The 13,324-nt window shown below is 69.0% G+C and carries 17 protein-coding genes and 1 pseudogene; 9 read left to right on the plus strand and 9 right to left on the minus strand.

What is annotated here, in order from left to right:
* Both BN11_RS20885 and BN11_RS20890 read right to left on the minus strand, forming a co-directional pair.
* The coding region (locus tag BN11_RS20885) for an MMPL family transporter (protein ID WP_048700397.1) at window positions 1-1,315 on the minus strand (1,315 nt) is incomplete at its 3' end.
* Window positions 1,312-2,097, minus strand: a complete 786-nt coding sequence (locus BN11_RS20890) for an alpha/beta hydrolase (RefSeq protein ID WP_048699100.1) — start codon at window positions 2,095-2,097, stop codon at window positions 1,312-1,314. The genes BN11_RS20885 and BN11_RS20890, both read right to left, overlap by 4 nt.
* A gap of 100 nt (window positions 2,098-2,197) precedes the next feature.
* Here BN11_RS20890 and lipB point away from each other — a divergent pair, with 100 nt between their 5' ends.
* The gene (gene lipB / locus BN11_RS20895; protein ID WP_048700400.1) at window positions 2,198-2,836 is read left to right on the plus strand and encodes a lipoyl(octanoyl) transferase LipB; all 639 of its coding nucleotides are present in this window, start codon (window positions 2,198-2,200) and stop codon (window positions 2,834-2,836) included.
* Between the two features lie 314 nt (window positions 2,837-3,150).
* Here lipB and BN11_RS20900 read toward each other — a convergent pair whose 3' ends face one another.
* Window positions 3,151-3,753 (minus strand): hypothetical protein, encoded by a 603-nt coding sequence (locus BN11_RS20900; RefSeq protein WP_048699097.1) that lies wholly within the window; start codon window positions 3,751-3,753, stop codon window positions 3,151-3,153.
* 217 nt (window positions 3,754-3,970) lie between these two features.
* Between BN11_RS20900 and lipA the strand changes: the two genes are divergently transcribed.
* The 3 genes from lipA (at window position 3,971) to glnA (ending at window position 7,344) form a co-directional block, all read left to right on the plus strand.
* A complete protein-coding gene (gene lipA, locus BN11_RS20905; RefSeq protein ID WP_048699095.1) occupies window positions 3,971-4,993 on the plus strand; it encodes a lipoyl synthase in 1,023 nt (340 codons plus the stop codon).
* A 19-nt stretch (window positions 4,994-5,012) separates the two neighbouring features.
* On the plus strand, window positions 5,013-5,732 hold the full coding sequence (locus BN11_RS20910) for a DUF4191 domain-containing protein (protein WP_048699092.1): 720 nt from the start codon (window positions 5,013-5,015) through the stop codon (window positions 5,730-5,732).
* A gap of 187 nt (window positions 5,733-5,919) precedes the next feature.
* Window positions 5,920-7,344 (plus strand): type I glutamate--ammonia ligase, encoded by a 1,425-nt coding sequence (gene glnA / locus BN11_RS20915; RefSeq protein WP_048699088.1) that lies wholly within the window; start codon window positions 5,920-5,922, stop codon window positions 7,342-7,344.
* Between the two features lie 21 nt (window positions 7,345-7,365).
* Here glnA and BN11_RS25520 read toward each other — a convergent pair whose 3' ends face one another.
* Genes BN11_RS25520 through BN11_RS20925 form a run of 4 tightly spaced genes read right to left on the minus strand, consistent with a single transcriptional unit; the run spans window position 7,366 to window position 8,893 of the window.
* Entirely contained in the window at window positions 7,366-7,914 is a 549-nt protein-coding gene (locus BN11_RS25520; protein ID WP_235435507.1) for a site-specific integrase, read from the minus strand.
* 15 nt (window positions 7,915-7,929) lie between these two features.
* Complete coding sequence (locus BN11_RS25525) at window positions 7,930-8,103, minus strand: hypothetical protein (RefSeq protein WP_235435506.1); 174 nt, start codon at window positions 8,101-8,103, stop codon at window positions 7,930-7,932.
* 9 nt (window positions 8,104-8,112) lie between these two features.
* Entirely contained in the window at window positions 8,113-8,439 is a 327-nt protein-coding gene (locus BN11_RS25530; RefSeq protein WP_235435505.1) for a hypothetical protein, read from the minus strand.
* Window positions 8,414-8,893, minus strand: a complete 480-nt coding sequence (locus BN11_RS20925; RefSeq protein WP_048699085.1) for a helix-turn-helix domain-containing protein — start codon at window positions 8,891-8,893, stop codon at window positions 8,414-8,416. Before BN11_RS20925 ends, BN11_RS25530 begins: the two co-directional genes overlap by 26 nt.
* A gap of 103 nt (window positions 8,894-8,996) precedes the next feature.
* Between BN11_RS20925 and BN11_RS20930 the strand changes: the two genes are divergently transcribed.
* The 5 genes from BN11_RS20930 to BN11_RS20945 all read left to right on the plus strand — a co-directional run bounded on the left by BN11_RS20930 (window position 8,997) and on the right by BN11_RS20945 (window position 10,973).
* The gene (locus BN11_RS20930) at window positions 8,997-9,194 is read left to right on the plus strand and encodes a helix-turn-helix transcriptional regulator (protein WP_053084133.1); all 198 of its coding nucleotides are present in this window, start codon (window positions 8,997-8,999) and stop codon (window positions 9,192-9,194) included.
* Between the two features lie 4 nt (window positions 9,195-9,198).
* Complete coding sequence (locus BN11_RS20935; protein WP_048700402.1) at window positions 9,199-9,393, plus strand: hypothetical protein; 195 nt, start codon at window positions 9,199-9,201, stop codon at window positions 9,391-9,393.
* A gap of 281 nt (window positions 9,394-9,674) precedes the next feature.
* The gene (locus BN11_RS20940) at window positions 9,675-10,070 is read left to right on the plus strand and encodes a hypothetical protein (protein WP_048699082.1); all 396 of its coding nucleotides are present in this window, start codon (window positions 9,675-9,677) and stop codon (window positions 10,068-10,070) included.
* Between the two features lie 334 nt (window positions 10,071-10,404).
* The gene (locus tag BN11_RS25700; protein ID WP_268807128.1) at window positions 10,405-10,536 is read left to right on the plus strand and encodes a hypothetical protein; all 132 of its coding nucleotides are present in this window, start codon (window positions 10,405-10,407) and stop codon (window positions 10,534-10,536) included.
* Window positions 10,537-10,583: 47 nt separating this feature from the next.
* Window positions 10,584-10,973 (plus strand): hypothetical protein, encoded by a 390-nt coding sequence (locus tag BN11_RS20945; protein ID WP_048699079.1) that lies wholly within the window; start codon window positions 10,584-10,586, stop codon window positions 10,971-10,973.
* 115 nt (window positions 10,974-11,088) lie between these two features.
* Here the strand turns inward: BN11_RS20945 and BN11_RS20950 are convergent.
* Window positions 11,089-12,567 (minus strand): annotated as a pseudogene (locus BN11_RS20950) (ATP-dependent DNA helicase); the annotation flags it as partial.
* An 85-nt stretch (window positions 12,568-12,652) separates the two neighbouring features.
* Window positions 12,653-13,324, minus strand: a 672-nt coding sequence (locus BN11_RS20955) for an MsnO8 family LLM class oxidoreductase (RefSeq protein ID WP_048700408.1), incomplete at its 5' end; no start/stop codon positions are given.

Here is a 13,324-nt window from a genome sequence, read left to right on the forward strand (position 1 = left end):
CCGACGGCACATCGGTCAGGAAGAGTTCGTCGGCGGACAGGCCGTCGGCCTTGAAGGTCGGGATGAAGGCGGCGAAGGCAAGCAGGCCGGCCAGGGTGATCACCCACGTGCGGCGCGGGTGGGTGCCGACCAGTTTGGCCACCCGGCCCCACACGCCGCGGGTCTCGAGCGCGTCTTCGAGGTGGCGGTGATCCAGCTTGGGCGCCACCGGCCAGAAGATGCGGCGGCCGACGAGCAACAGGACCGCCGGGAGGAAGGTCAAGGACGCGGCCATGGCCCCGGCGATGCCCAGGGCGCCGACCGGACCCAGCCCTGCCGTGCTGCCCAGGTCGGAGAGCATGAGGCAGAGCAGGCCGAGGATGACCGTCGCGCCACTGGCGAGGATCGGCTCGACCGCACCGCGCCAGGCCGAGCGCAGTGCGTCCCAGGTGTCGTCGGTGTCGTGCAGGGCCTCCCGGAACCGGGACACGAGCAGCAATGCGTAGTCGGTCGCGGCGCCGACGACGAGGATGAACATGATGCCCTGGGACTGACCGGACAGGTCGATCCGGCCGGCCTTGGCGAGCGGGAAGACCGCCAGCGCGGCAAGCGCCAGCCCGAAGACGGCGGAGATCAGCACCGCGAAGGGCAGGATCGGGCTGCGATAGACGACGAGCAGGATGAGCAGCACCACGACCAGGGCCACGAGGAGCAGCACGCCGTCGATACCCTCGAAGGCCGTGACGAAATCGCTCAGCAGCCCACCCGGACCGGCGACGTGACCGGTCAGGCCGGTCCCCTTGAGGTCCGTGTCCAGGAGCGTGCGCAGTTCGAGTGCGGTCTCATAGAGCGGCGTGGTCTTGTTGATCGTGTCGTCGGCCTTGGCGTTGTCGAGGTTGAGCACGACGAGGAGTGCCTTGCCGTCCTGGCTCGGGATGGGCGCGCTGGTGGGGGAGCCGATGAACTCGCCGATCGTGCGCCCTGGCCCGAGCTTGTCAAGGGGTGCCGCAGGCAGCTTCTGCACTAGGGCGGCGGCGGCCGCCTGCTGGGCGGGTGTGATGGCCGTGGGTGACTCGAGGACGAGGAGGTAGGGCAGGTCGTTGTTCGCGCTCGCCCTCTGGACGAAGTCGGCCACCTCGGTCGACTCGGCCGTGGCCGGCACGAACGAGGCGTTGTCGTTCTTCTGGACCTCGGCCAAGCGGCCGACCAGCGGCCCGCCGACGGCGGAGACGGCCAGCCACAGCAGGACGACGAGGGCCGCGACGAGCCGCGGCCGCCGGGTGCGTCGTTGCTGCGGTATGGCGTGCGCTCCCCCGCTCCCGACCCGCCGGCTCATCGCGCAGCGACCGAGGAACGCGCCGAATCCCCATGGGAGAGCAGGAAGTCGAGAACGACCGGCAGCTGAGCGTCCCATAACTCCCAGACGTGATCACCCGGTTCGTAGAGGGTCGTGACGTCGGCGCCCACGCCCTGCGCCGCGGCCTCGAAGTCGCGCACCATGGGATAGAGGATGTCCTCGGTGCCGCAACCGATCCACATGGGCGGCAACGATCGTCCGCTGCGGACGAGAGAAAAGAGATCCGCCTCCGGCGGCACCTCTCCGGCGAAGATCACCTCGTTGAGGCGAGCTCGGCCGGGCTCGCGCATGAGGGCCCGCACGTCCACAGCCCCCGAGAGGGAGGCGACCGCGGCATACCGCTCGGGGTAGGTCAACGCCAGCCGCAGCGCACCGTAGCCACCCATCGACAGCCCGGCGACGAACGTCTGCGCCGGATCGGTGCTGACCCGGAAGAAGGTCCGCACCAGCTGCGGCAGCTCCTCGCTGACGAAGGTCCAGTAGCGGTGTCCCCCGGCCTCGTCGGCATAGAAGCTGCGCGAGACCGCCGGCATCACGACGGCGAGCCCGCGGGCGTCGGCATACCGCTCGACGCTCGTGTAGCGCGTCCACGCCGAGTGGTCGTCCGAAAGCCCGTGCAGCAGATAGAGAACCGGCGGGTCGCCCACCCGCTCGACGGACTCGACTCCGACCTGGGCCTGCGTGACCTGGGGCAGGACGACGGTGAAGGTGACTCCCACCTCGAGGACATCGGAGAAGCAGTTGATCGTCGCGACGGCCACGGGCCGGCTCCTTGTCCTCGGTGAGTTCACGTGTCAGCAGGTGAGTCACCCTAATCGAGCGGGCAGACAACCCGGGCCACGACGGCATACGGTGGCTGTCATGCGCTTCGAGCACCTGGGCTTCGACCCCGACTTCGTGGACTACCTGGCCGCCTGGGATCACCAGCGGGAGGTCCACGCGCAGGTCGTCGACGGGTCGCTGCCCGACACGGTGTTGCTGCTCGAACACGCGGCCGTGTTCACCGCCGGCAAGCGCACGCTGCCGCTGGAACGGCCCTTCGACGGCACTCCGGTGATCGATGTCGACCGGGGCGGCAAGATCACGTGGCATGGCCCGGGGCAGCTGGTCGGCTACCCGATCGTCCGGCTGCCGAACCCGGTCGACGTGGTGGCCCACGTCCGACGGCTGGAGGAGGTCATGATCCGCACGTGCGCCGACTTCGGCGTCGAGGTCACCCGGGTCGACGGGCGCAGCGGCGTGTGGATCGTCGGCACCGGCATCGGCGACCCAGACCGCAAGCTCGGGGCCATCGGCGTGCGGGTCAGCCAGAACGTCACCATGCATGGCTTCGCCCTCAACGCCAACCCCGACCTGGGCTGGGCCAGCGTGATCGTCCCGTGCGGCATCGCTGACGCGGGCGTCTCCTCGCTGTCCATCGAGGCCGGCCGCGAGATCACGGTTGCGGACGTGCTGCCGTATACCGAGAAACACCTCGCCGAGGTCCTCACCCTCTCCTGACTCCCGGCGGCGGCGGGATGCGGCTCGGCGTGGAGGCCGCGAGCTCGCGCACGCCGCACGCGCTGCGGTATGCCGCGCGCACGGCCGCCCCGGTCACAAGTTGGGGTGTCTCGGGGCCCGGAACGCCCAGGTTCTGACGCGAGAGAGTCGCTGCTGACGCGACATGGGCGATCGCTCGATGTCGATCGCCCATGTCGTGACGGGATGGTCGTGCCGGGAGGGTTGTGTCGTGTCGGAAGGGTTGTCGCGTCGGAAACGGTTGGCGTGTCGGAAACGGTTGTCGTGTCGGAAGGGTGGTGGGGGGAGGGGCGCGGTCAGGTCGTGCCGTTGGCGGCGGTGGAGTCGCTGGTCGCCGATCCGGAAGTGTTCGGGTCGAGGCTGCTGCCCTGTTGCGAGGTGCCGTCGGGAGCCTGACCCGGCTGACCGCCCAGCTGGCCGCCGTGACCGCCCATGCCGCCGCCGGTGTTCTCGGTGATCGTGGCCAGGTCGGCGCTCACCTCGAAGAAGACGGGCGACCCGTCCTTGGTGCCGAGCGCGTCATACGACCCGTCGGGGTCCTTGCGCACCTCGGTGATCGAGGCGGCGGAATCCTTGGCCTGGACGGCGGCGACGACCTTGTCGGCCTCGTCGCCGGTGATCGCGGTGTCCTGCGAACCGCCCATCTGACCATCGCCCGGCTGGCCGCCGTGACCGCCCGGGCCCATCTGCCCCTGCTGGCCGGCTGCCCCCAGGTCGGTCGTGCCCTGCTGGTTCAGCCCCGGGAGCCCGGAGTCGGTGTTCGCGCCCTGCGAGGTGCTCGTGCTGGGAGCGGTGGTCGTGGTGTCGTCGGCGTTGGCGGCCAGGACGACGCCACCCGCGAGGACCAGCCCGGCGGCGGCGCCGACGGCGCTGGTGATGATCGTGCTCTTGCGTGCCATGGAGGCAACTCCTGTCGTGTTCGGCCGGCCCGGTGCCGACCTCTGGCCCAAGAGACTGGGCGCCGGACCTAGGGGTGGCCTGACCACGAGCCTTCGGCGGGCTGTGGATTCGGGTCCGGCCCTGTGAACATCCTTTGGGCCCAACGCCACGCGGCGGAACCAGCCCACCCCAATTTCGCCGCGCCCAGGTCGACCCCGGGCGACGTAGGCTAAGCGAGTGACGATCGCCCCCGAAGGACGCAAGCTGCTGCGGGTCGAGGCCCGCAACGCCGAGACGCCCATCGAGCGCAAACCGAGCTGGATCCGCACGACCGCGAAGATGGGCCCGCAGTTCACCGAGATCAACGCCCTCGTCAAGGGCGCCGGCACGCACACGGTCTGCCAGGAAGCCGGCTGCCCCAACATCTTCGAGTGCTGGGAGGACCGCGAGGCGACCTTCCTCATCGGCGGCGACACCTGCACCCGCCGGTGCGACTTCTGCGATATCGCCACCGGCAAGCCGCAGCCGCTCGATCGCGACGAGCCGCGCCGGGTGGCGGAATCGGTGGCCACCATGGAGCTGCGCTATTCGACGGTCACCGGGGTGGCCCGCGACGACCAGCCCGACGGCGCGGCGTGGCTGTATGCCGAGACCGTGCGCCAGATTCACGCGCTCAATCCCAACACCGGCGTCGAGATCCTGCCGCCCGACTTCGGCGCCCAACCCGAGCTCGTCGGGCAGGTCTTCGACGCCCGCCCCGAGGTCTTCGCCCACAACCTCGAGACCGTGCCGCGGATCTTCAAGCGGATCCGCCCGGCCTTCACGTACGAGAAATCCCTGCGCGTGCTGACGATGGCCCGCGAGGCCGAGCTGGTCACCAAGTCCAACCTCATCCTCGGCATGGGTGAGCAGGAGGCGGAGATCGCCCAGGCCATCGAGGATCTGTATGCCGCGGGCTGCGACATCCTGACCATCACCCAATACCTGCGCCCCTCCCCCCGCCACCACCCGATCGACCGGTGGGTCAAGCCGGAGGAGTTCGTGCACTGGAGCGGATATGCCGAGGGGCTGGGTTTCAAGGGCGTCATGGCCGGCCCGCTGGTCCGTTCCTCCTACCGGGCCGGGCGGCTGTGGGCGAGCGCGATGACCAAGTCCGGCCGCGGCATACCGCCGCACTTGGCGCACCTGGGCGAGGCGGGCGAGCCGGCGCGCCAGGAGGCGGCGACGCTGCTCGCCGGAGGTGCGAAGGCCGGCGCCTAGGACCGTATCCTTGGGAGCTATGGCCAAGGATCCGGCGGCGCCGAAGAAGCAGCGCAGCAACCCCTTCAAGCAGATCGCCTCCGTCTACAAGGCGGTCAAGTCGATGGATCCGTCCATCACCTGGTGGTTGCTCGGCGTCTTCATCGGGGTGCTGGCGCTCTTCGTGATCATCGGCTTCCTCGTCGACCACCCGATCTATTTCGTCTTCATCGGCCTGCCGATCGCCGCACTTGCCGCGATGATCACCCTCTCCCGGCGCGGCGAGAAGGCCGCCTTCGGGGCGATGCAGGGCAAGGCCGGGCAGAGCGTCGGAGCGCTGTCGATGCTGCGGCGCGGCTGGTACTACGACCAGGAACCCGTCGCCGCCGACGTCGCCCGCCCGCAGGAGATCGCCAACGCCGCGATGATCTTCCGCGCCCTCGGCGCCCCGGGTGTCGTGCTCATCGGCGAGGGCCCGCTGCCGCGGGCGAAGAAGCTGATGGAGAAAGAGGTCAAGAAGGTCGCCCGGGTCGCCCCCGGCGTCCCGATCCACCAGCTGTATGTCGGTGACGACGACGGCCAGGTCAGCGCCCGCAAGCTCACGCGCACCATGACCAAGCTCAAGGGCACGCTGACCAAGGAGGAGATGTCCGCGGTCAACAAACGCCTGAAGTCGATCCCGGGCATCCGCCAGGGCATCCCTGCCGGTGTCGACCCCACCAAGGCCCGCATGGACCGACGCCAACTGCGCGGGCGGTAGGCCCCACGGCACTCTGCGAGCCCTGCTGCCCGGCATACGACCGCCTCATCTCACTCTTCGGGATGGGGCGGTCCGCGTAACACGCCGGAAACAACTGGGTGAAATTCCATTAATGCGGCCCTCGTAGGGTGGCGAGCAACGCACGGGCCGGCGAGACGCGCCCATCCACCCTCACAGGAGGTCCCTCTTGTTCAGCTCCGCTGACGAAGTCCTCGCGTTCCTCAAGGACCAGGACGTCAAGTTCGTCGACATTCGCTTCTGCGACCTGCCCGGCGTGATGCAGCACTTCAATGTGCCCGCCGAGTCGCTCACCGAAGACTTCTTCACCGAGGGCCAGGCCTTCGACGGCTCCTCGATCCGTGGCTTCCAGGCGATCCACGAGTCCGACATGAAGCTCGTGCCGGACGTGGCGACGGCATACCTCGACCCGTTCCGGGCCGAGAAGACCCTCATCATGAACTTCTCGATCGTCGACCCCTTCACCGACCAGCCCTACAGCCGCGACCCGCGCAATATCGCGATCAAGGCCGAGGCCTACCTGAAGTCCACGGGGATCGCCGACACCGCATACTTCGGCGCGGAAGCCGAGTTCTTCGTCTTCGACGACGTGCGCTTCGAGACCAAGCCGCAGGCGGGCTACTACTTCATCGACTCCGTCGAGGCCGCGTGGAACACCGGCCGCGAGGAGGAGGGCGGCAACCGCGGCTACAAGACCCGGGTCAAGGGCGGCTACTTCCCCGTCCCGCCGGTCGACCACTTCGCCGACCTGCGCGACAAGATCTGCCTCAACATGAAGGAGGTCGGCCTGACCGTCGAGCGCAGCCACCACGAGGTCGGCTCGGCGGGCCAGCAGGAGATCAACTACAAGTTCAACACGCTGCTGCATTCCGGCGACGACATGATGAAGTTCAAGTACGTCGTCAAGAACACCGTATGGGACGCCGGCAAGACGGCCACCTTCATGCCGAAGCCGATCTTCGGCGACAACGGCTCGGGCATGCACACCCACCAGTCCCTGTGGAAGGACGGCGAGCCGCTCTTCTACGACGAGAAGGGCTACGGCGGCCTCTCCGACCTCGCCCGCTGGTACATCGGCGGGCTGCTCAAGCACGCTCCCGCGCTGCTCGCCTTCACCAACCCGACCGTCAACTCCTACCACCGCCTGGTGCCGGGGTATGAGGCGCCCGTCAACCTGGTCTACTCCGCGCGCAACCGCTCGGCCTGCATCCGCATCCCGATCGCCGGCGCCTCCCCCAAGGCCAAGCGCATCGAGTTCCGCATCCCGGACCCCTCGTGCAACCCCTACCTCGCGTTCGCCGCGCAGCTGATGGCCGGCCTCGACGGGATCAAGAACCGCATCGAGCCGCCGGAGCCGGTGGACAAGGACCTTTACGAGCTGCCCCCGGAGGAGCACGCGGAGATCAAGCAGGTCCCCGGCTCCCTGCCCGAGGTGCTCGACGCTCTCGAGGCCGACCACGAGTTCCTGCTCGAGGGCGACGTCTTCACCGAGGACCTGATCCAGACGTGGATCGAGTACAAGCGCAAGAACGAGGTGGACCCGATCCGCTTCCGCCCCCACCCCCACGAGTTCGAGATGTACTTCGACCTCTGAGCAAAACCGCAGGTCAGAGGACTAGAACACCCCCTCAGTCCGCAGCGAGTCCGCACGAGCAGCCAGAACCACAGCGACGGCCGCTCGTGCGGACTCGTCCGTATCCGGCCACAGATGCGCGTAGGTCCGCAGAGTCGTGGTCGCGTTCTTGTGCCTCAACCGCGCCTGCACGACCTTGACGTCGAGCCCCGAGCCGATCAGCAGCGAGGCGTAGAAGTGCCGCAGATCGTGGAAGCGGAACCCGTCTGGGAGGCCATCGACGCCGGCGCGGCGCGCGCGGACGGCCCGCTCAATCGTCCACGGCGACACCTGCCGGCCGATCTCGTTCGTCACGACGAACTCACCGCCGAACCGCTCCACGAATCCCGCGAGCTCGAGCGACAACTCCCGAGGAATAGGAATCGCACGCCGGCTCTCCTCGGTCTTCAGCGGCTCGGCCGGATACTGCATGGCCGGCTGAATCAGGCCCCGCATGAAGTCGACGTCACTGACCCGCAGCGCCGCCGCCTCCGACACCCGCAGCCCGGCGAATGCGCCCAGCAGAATCGCCGGCCGAAGGTGATCGGGCATCGCATCGAACAACCCCTAGACCTGGGCCGTCGTGGCGACGTAGGGCCGTTGGTCGACCTGGCCCGGCGAGGTCTTGCGCGAGCACGGCGACCGAGGTATCAGCCCATCGTGGACCGCGTCGCCCATGATCTGCGCGAGCCGGCGGTAGACCGCGTAGACGTAGGAGTCGGACAGGCCCTCGGCCTTCAAGCGAGCCGTTCACGCCTTGACGGCTGACGGCTTCACCGCCACGAGCGGCACGTCGCCGAACTCGGCCCGGATCAGCCGGATCTGAACCTTGGCCTGGCGCACGGTCGACGCGCGGCGGCTTGCGTAGCCGGCCAGCCACTCGTCGCACCACTCCCCCACCGTCTTGCGGGCATCCCGCGGGTCGACGTAGTCGCCCCGGACCAGCGAGGCCGTCACGCCGTCGAGCCAGGCCTGCGCCTCCACCTTGCGCCGGAAATGCCTCGCGTGCTCCTTGCCGGCCGCGTCCCGGTAGCGAGCCCGCCAGACGCCGTCAGGCCTCTTCGTGATGCTCGCCAAGGCCCTCGCCCCTCCCCTCCAGCTCTTGCTCGGTGGGCTCGTAGTCATCGTCGAAGGCTGTTCTTAGCCAACGAATCTCAGCATCGGCTTGCGCCAACTCCGTCATCGACTTGTCGAGGGCAAGATGCAGTCGACGCAGGTGTAGCACCAGCATCGCATTCAGAGTCCCGCGCGCGGCCTGGGCAAGCGTCCCCGCGAAGTCCGTGCCGCCCAGGACCGGACCGAGGATCTCCCCCAGCGCCCGCAGTTCGCGCACACTGAGCTCCTGCTTACCGGTCTCCACGCGCGACACCGTGTTCTGCCGCCAGTGCGAAAGTCCTTGCTCCTGCATGGCTTGTGCTAGCGCCGTCTGGGACATGCCCAATCGCTTCCTCAGGCGCGCGACGTTGAAGGCCAAGACCTCCATGTCGTCGGTCGTCTCGGGTGGGTAGAGATCCTCGTCGCTATCGGCCACGGCTCACGTTAACACGACGTGTTGTAACTCCGCTAGGCATACCAACAATTCTAGTGTTATACTCACTCGTGTTAGACCGTCAACCACAGAAAGGATGGGACGGATGAACCCCGACCCGCTCCCGACCACGGCCGAGGCCGCCGAGCTGCTGCACACTCCGGTCGGCACCCTGCGCTACTGGCGCCACCAGGGCACCGGCCCCAAGGGATTCCGCCTGGGCGCGCGCCGGGTCATGTACCGCCGCTCCGACGTTCTGGCCTGGCTCGAAGAGCAGTACAACGCCGAGCAGGTCAAGGCCTGACCCCTTGACCGACCTCTGGTGGCGCACAACCTGGATGGAAGCTGTCTGGTCCTCGGACCTGAAGCCGCTCCCCACCCTCGTCGCCGCCGTCTACGCCGACCACGCGCGCGACGGCCGCACCGCGTGGGTCACGCTCGATCGCTTGATCGAGCGCACCCGGCTGTCTCGTGACGCTGCGATCCGGGCACGTAGGGCCTAGTCGAAGCCGGCTGGCTTGTCGTGCGCGAGAAGGCTCGACAGCACCGCGCCGACGTCTACGAGCTTGTAATTCCCGAAGGCGCCAGCAGTACGCCAGACGGACCCCTGACGGATTCCAGCAGTACGCCAGACAGACCCCTGGCGGGCGCCAGGGGTCTTTCTCCCGACGCCAGGGGTCTTTCTCCCGACGCCAGGGGTACGGGAGAAAGACCCAACCTCAGTACTTATCCCAGAACTAATCCCTCTTCCTCTTCGTCCGCGCGCGCCATCGTCGAACGAGCCGTGGCCGTCGAGGCCGGGCTCGAAGACGACGAGGACTTCTTCTTCATGGTCGACAAATACCTGGCCGACTTCCTCGCTGAAAATAACGTCAAAGCCGCGATCCCGTGGCTACGCGCGTGCGACGAGGCCGGCGACCTCGGCCGGAACTTCACGACCTACTGCCAGGAACGCAACGCGCAGAACGTGCGAGACCGAGAGAGCGCCGAGACTATGCGGCGCTCCTGGGAACAAACAGACCAGAAGATCGCCGAGATTGCCAAGGCGCTCGACTGCCCCGTGCCCGAGGCATATCGGGCCGTCCGAGCCGAGGCCAGGAACATGGGCATGGAGCACAAACCGTATGCGAGTGTCGTCCTCGACTCGGTCCTGATGAACCTGCAGCGGGAGGCGTCATGACCCTGCGCCCCTGCCTCATCTGCGGCGAGCCGAGCGACGGCCCACGCTGCACCCTGCACGCACTCCCCAAGCCCACCGCCCAGGACGAGGGATACGACCACCACTGGCGAGCCCTAAGCAAACGCGCCCGCCGGCTACAACCGTTCTGCAGCGACTGCGGGTCCACCGACGACCTGCAGGCCGACCACAGCCCCCAAGCCTGGCAGCGGCACGCCGAAGGCCTCGCGATCCGCCTTAGCGACGTGGACGTCGTCTGTGGCCCGTGCAACCGAGCTCGCGGCGCCGCCCGCACCCTGGGGGGAGGCCCCATCCAACGGGCCGCACTAGCTCCCCAGTGTGCGCCTCCACCCAAGAAACCATCCGGCTCCACCAGCAGGGCATGCCGTGGGCCGACATCGCCCGCACCCAAGGGCTGCACCACACCACCATCAGCTCACGAATCGGCCACTGGCGGGCCGAACAATGACCGTCCCGAACCCCCGCAACACAACCCACCACCGAAAGGAACACACCATGACCGCAACGCCCGCGGAACAGCCGCAAGACTTCCTCGTCTGGCTCGCCACCCAATCCGAAGGCCGCACCGCCTCCGAACTCAGCGACGGACTCGCCGAACTCGTCCGCCGCGTCAAAGACACCGGAAAGAAAGGAAGCATCAGCCTGACCATCTCCGTCGAACCCATGAAAGGCGCCGACGAACACACGATGATCGTCAAGGACTCCATCAACCTCAAACTGCCAGAGTTCGACCGCACCGCCTCCGTCTACTTCTCCGACAAAGACGGCGGCCTCCACCGCAACGACCCGCGGCAACTGTCGTGGGACACCCAACTCCGAGAAGTCCCCCCACCCGCCGGCGTCGACCCCGCCACCGGCGAAATCGTCGACACCCCGAAAGGCTGAACCATGACCGAAACCATCACCACCGCCACTGCCCAGGTGGTCGAACGCCTCACCCGCGAAGCCGTCGACCCGGTGGTCATCGAGGAGGGTCTCTACCTGATTCCCGACGCCGAGACTGGCAGAGGATCTGGATCTCGCTCTCCCCCAACCGGTCCCGCATCGCCTCGGCGGCGTCGCGGGCGGCGCGCATGGAGGAGAAGAGGCCCAGCGTGCGCCCGCCGGCTGCGCGCACGAGCGCCTCGATCTCGTCGAGCATCGGCTCGGTGAGGCCGCCCTGGCCGCGCGCCGGCAGGTGCGCGGCGACATAGACGATGCCCTGCTCGGCATAGCTGAAGGGGCTGCCGGCGTCGAGGCCGCGATAGGGCGGGGCGCCCTGGCCCCGCAGCCCCATCGTGCCGGCGAGCGCGTCGAAGGTGCCCCCGAGCGCCAGGGTGGCGGAGGTGAGCACGACGGTGCGCTCCTGGAAGATCTTCTCGCGCGCGAGCATGGCCACGCTCATCGGGGCGACGCAGAGCACCGCACCGCGCCGGGGGTCGACGCGATTCCACAGCACGTCGAGCTCGCGCTCCTCGAGCATGCGGGCACTGGTGTCGAAGACCTCGTCGACGGCGGCGATGGCGACCTGCCTCGCGCCGTCGGCCGTCTCCCCCGGCTTCGGCTTGAGCTCGCTCTGGACCCCGCGCGCGCTGTCGCGCACCGTCGCGAGGGCCAGGGCGAGCTGCTCGGGGATGGCGGTCAGCCGCTCCTCGGGAAGCGCCTCGAGGGTGCGCTCGAGGACGAGGGCGGAGTCCTCGAGCACCTCCGCGGAGTCGGCCGACCGGGCCCGGCGGGCCGCGCGCCGGATCATGCCGGGTGTCAGCTCGTCGGTGATCGTCGAGGTGATGCGCTTGACGAGCTCGTGGCCCTCGTCGATGACGAGGAGGTCGTGCTCGGGGAGCATGAAGCGCCCCTCGAGGGCGTCGATCGCGAGGAAGGAGTGGTTGGTGACGATGATGTCGACGTCGTGGGCCGCCGCCCGCGCCCGCTCGACGAAGCACTCGGCCGCCATCGGGCAGCGCGACCCGAGACACTCCTCGGCCGACACACTGACCTGCCGCCAGGCCCGCTCGGAGACGCCCGGGACGAGCTCGTCGCGGTCGCCGGACTCGGTCTCCTGCGCCCACTCCCGCACCCGCACGACCTCCTGGCCGAGCCGGCCGGCCGCGGCGTCCACGTCGCCGGTGTCGAAGAGCGCCTCCTCCTCGTCGGGGAAGCCGCCCTCGAGCTTGTGGAGGCAGACATAGTTGCGCCGCCCCTTCACGAGGGCGTATGTCGGCCGCCGCCCGAGCAGCGGGGCGAGCGCGCCGGCGAGCCGCAGGTCGCGGTCGACGACCTGGCCCTGGAGGGCGAGCGTCGCCGTCGCGACGACGACGGGGGTGCCGGCGCGGTGGGCGTGCAGGATCGCCGGCACGAGATATCCGAGCGACTTGCCGGTGCCGGTGCCGGCCTGGACGAGCAGGTGCTCCCCGGTGTCGACGGCGTCGAGGACCGCCTGGGCCATCTGCTCCTGCCCCGGCCGCGCGGTGCCGCCGAGGTCGCTGACCGCGGCGCGCATGAGCTCGGGGAGGGTCGGCAAACGGGTCACCCTATGCCGCCCCTCCGACAGCCCGGCACGTTTTCCACAGCCCCGCGGGGCGGGCTCAGCCGATCCCGGCGAGGACGTCGAGGACGGTGTGCCGCTGCGCCAGACCGGGCGCCGGGTTGGTGATCATCAGCTCGTCGGCGCCGCACCGCTCGCGGAAGGCGCGCAGGTAGGCGGCCACCTGCTCCCCGTCGCCGACGGCGGTGTATGTCAGCATGTGCCGCGCCTGCTCCCCCACCGGGGAGGCGAGGAGGTCGTCGTCGGTGAACTCGTCGATCCGTCCCGCCAGGCCCGGGACACGCTCGGCGAGATTGCGCGCCCGCGCCGCGAGCACCTGCCGCGCCAGGTCCTGCGCGCTCTGGGCGTCCTGCGCCGCGACGACGTTGAGCGCGGCGATCGCATAGGGCTCGGCGAGCTGGGCGGAGGGGGCGAAGCGCTCGCGATAGACCTGCATGGCCTGCAGCAGCGCGTCGGGGGCGAAGTGGCTCGCGAAGGCGTATGGCAGCCCGAGCGCGGCGGCGAGCTGCGCACCATACAGCGAGGAACCGAGGATGTAGAGCGGCACGTGGGTGCCCGCACCCGGGTGCGCCTCGACCGTCGGGATGACCGACTCGCCGGCGAGATAGCCCTGCAACTCCTTGATGTCGGAGGGGAACTCGTCGCTCGCGCCCGGGTCGCGCCGCAGGGCGCGCATCGTGACCTGGTCGGTGCCCGGGGCGCGCCCGAGGCC

Source organism: Nostocoides australiense Ben110, assembly GCF_001050535.1.
Classification (GTDB): domain Bacteria; phylum Actinomycetota; class Actinomycetes; order Actinomycetales; family Dermatophilaceae; genus Nostocoides_A; species Nostocoides_A australiense.

Coding starts and splice junctions, on each gene's coding strand:
- BN11_RS20930 (WP_053084133.1), top strand. CDS start 8,997: ATGAACCCCGACCCGCTCCCGACCACGGCCGAGGCCGCCGAGCTGCTG.
- BN11_RS20910 (WP_048699092.1), top strand. CDS start 5,013: ATGGCCAAGGATCCGGCGGCGCCGAAGAAGCAGCGCAGCAACCCCTTC.
- lipB (WP_048700400.1), top strand. CDS start 2,198: ATGCGCTTCGAGCACCTGGGCTTCGACCCCGACTTCGTGGACTACCTG.
- BN11_RS20900 (WP_048699097.1), bottom strand. CDS start 3,753: ATGGCACGCAAGAGCACGATCATCACCAGCGCCGTCGGCGCCGCCGCC.
- BN11_RS25520 (WP_235435507.1), bottom strand. CDS start 7,914: ATGCCCGATCACCTTCGGCCGGCGATTCTGCTGGGCGCATTCGCCGGG.
- BN11_RS20945 (WP_048699079.1), top strand. CDS start 10,584: ATGACCGCAACGCCCGCGGAACAGCCGCAAGACTTCCTCGTCTGGCTC.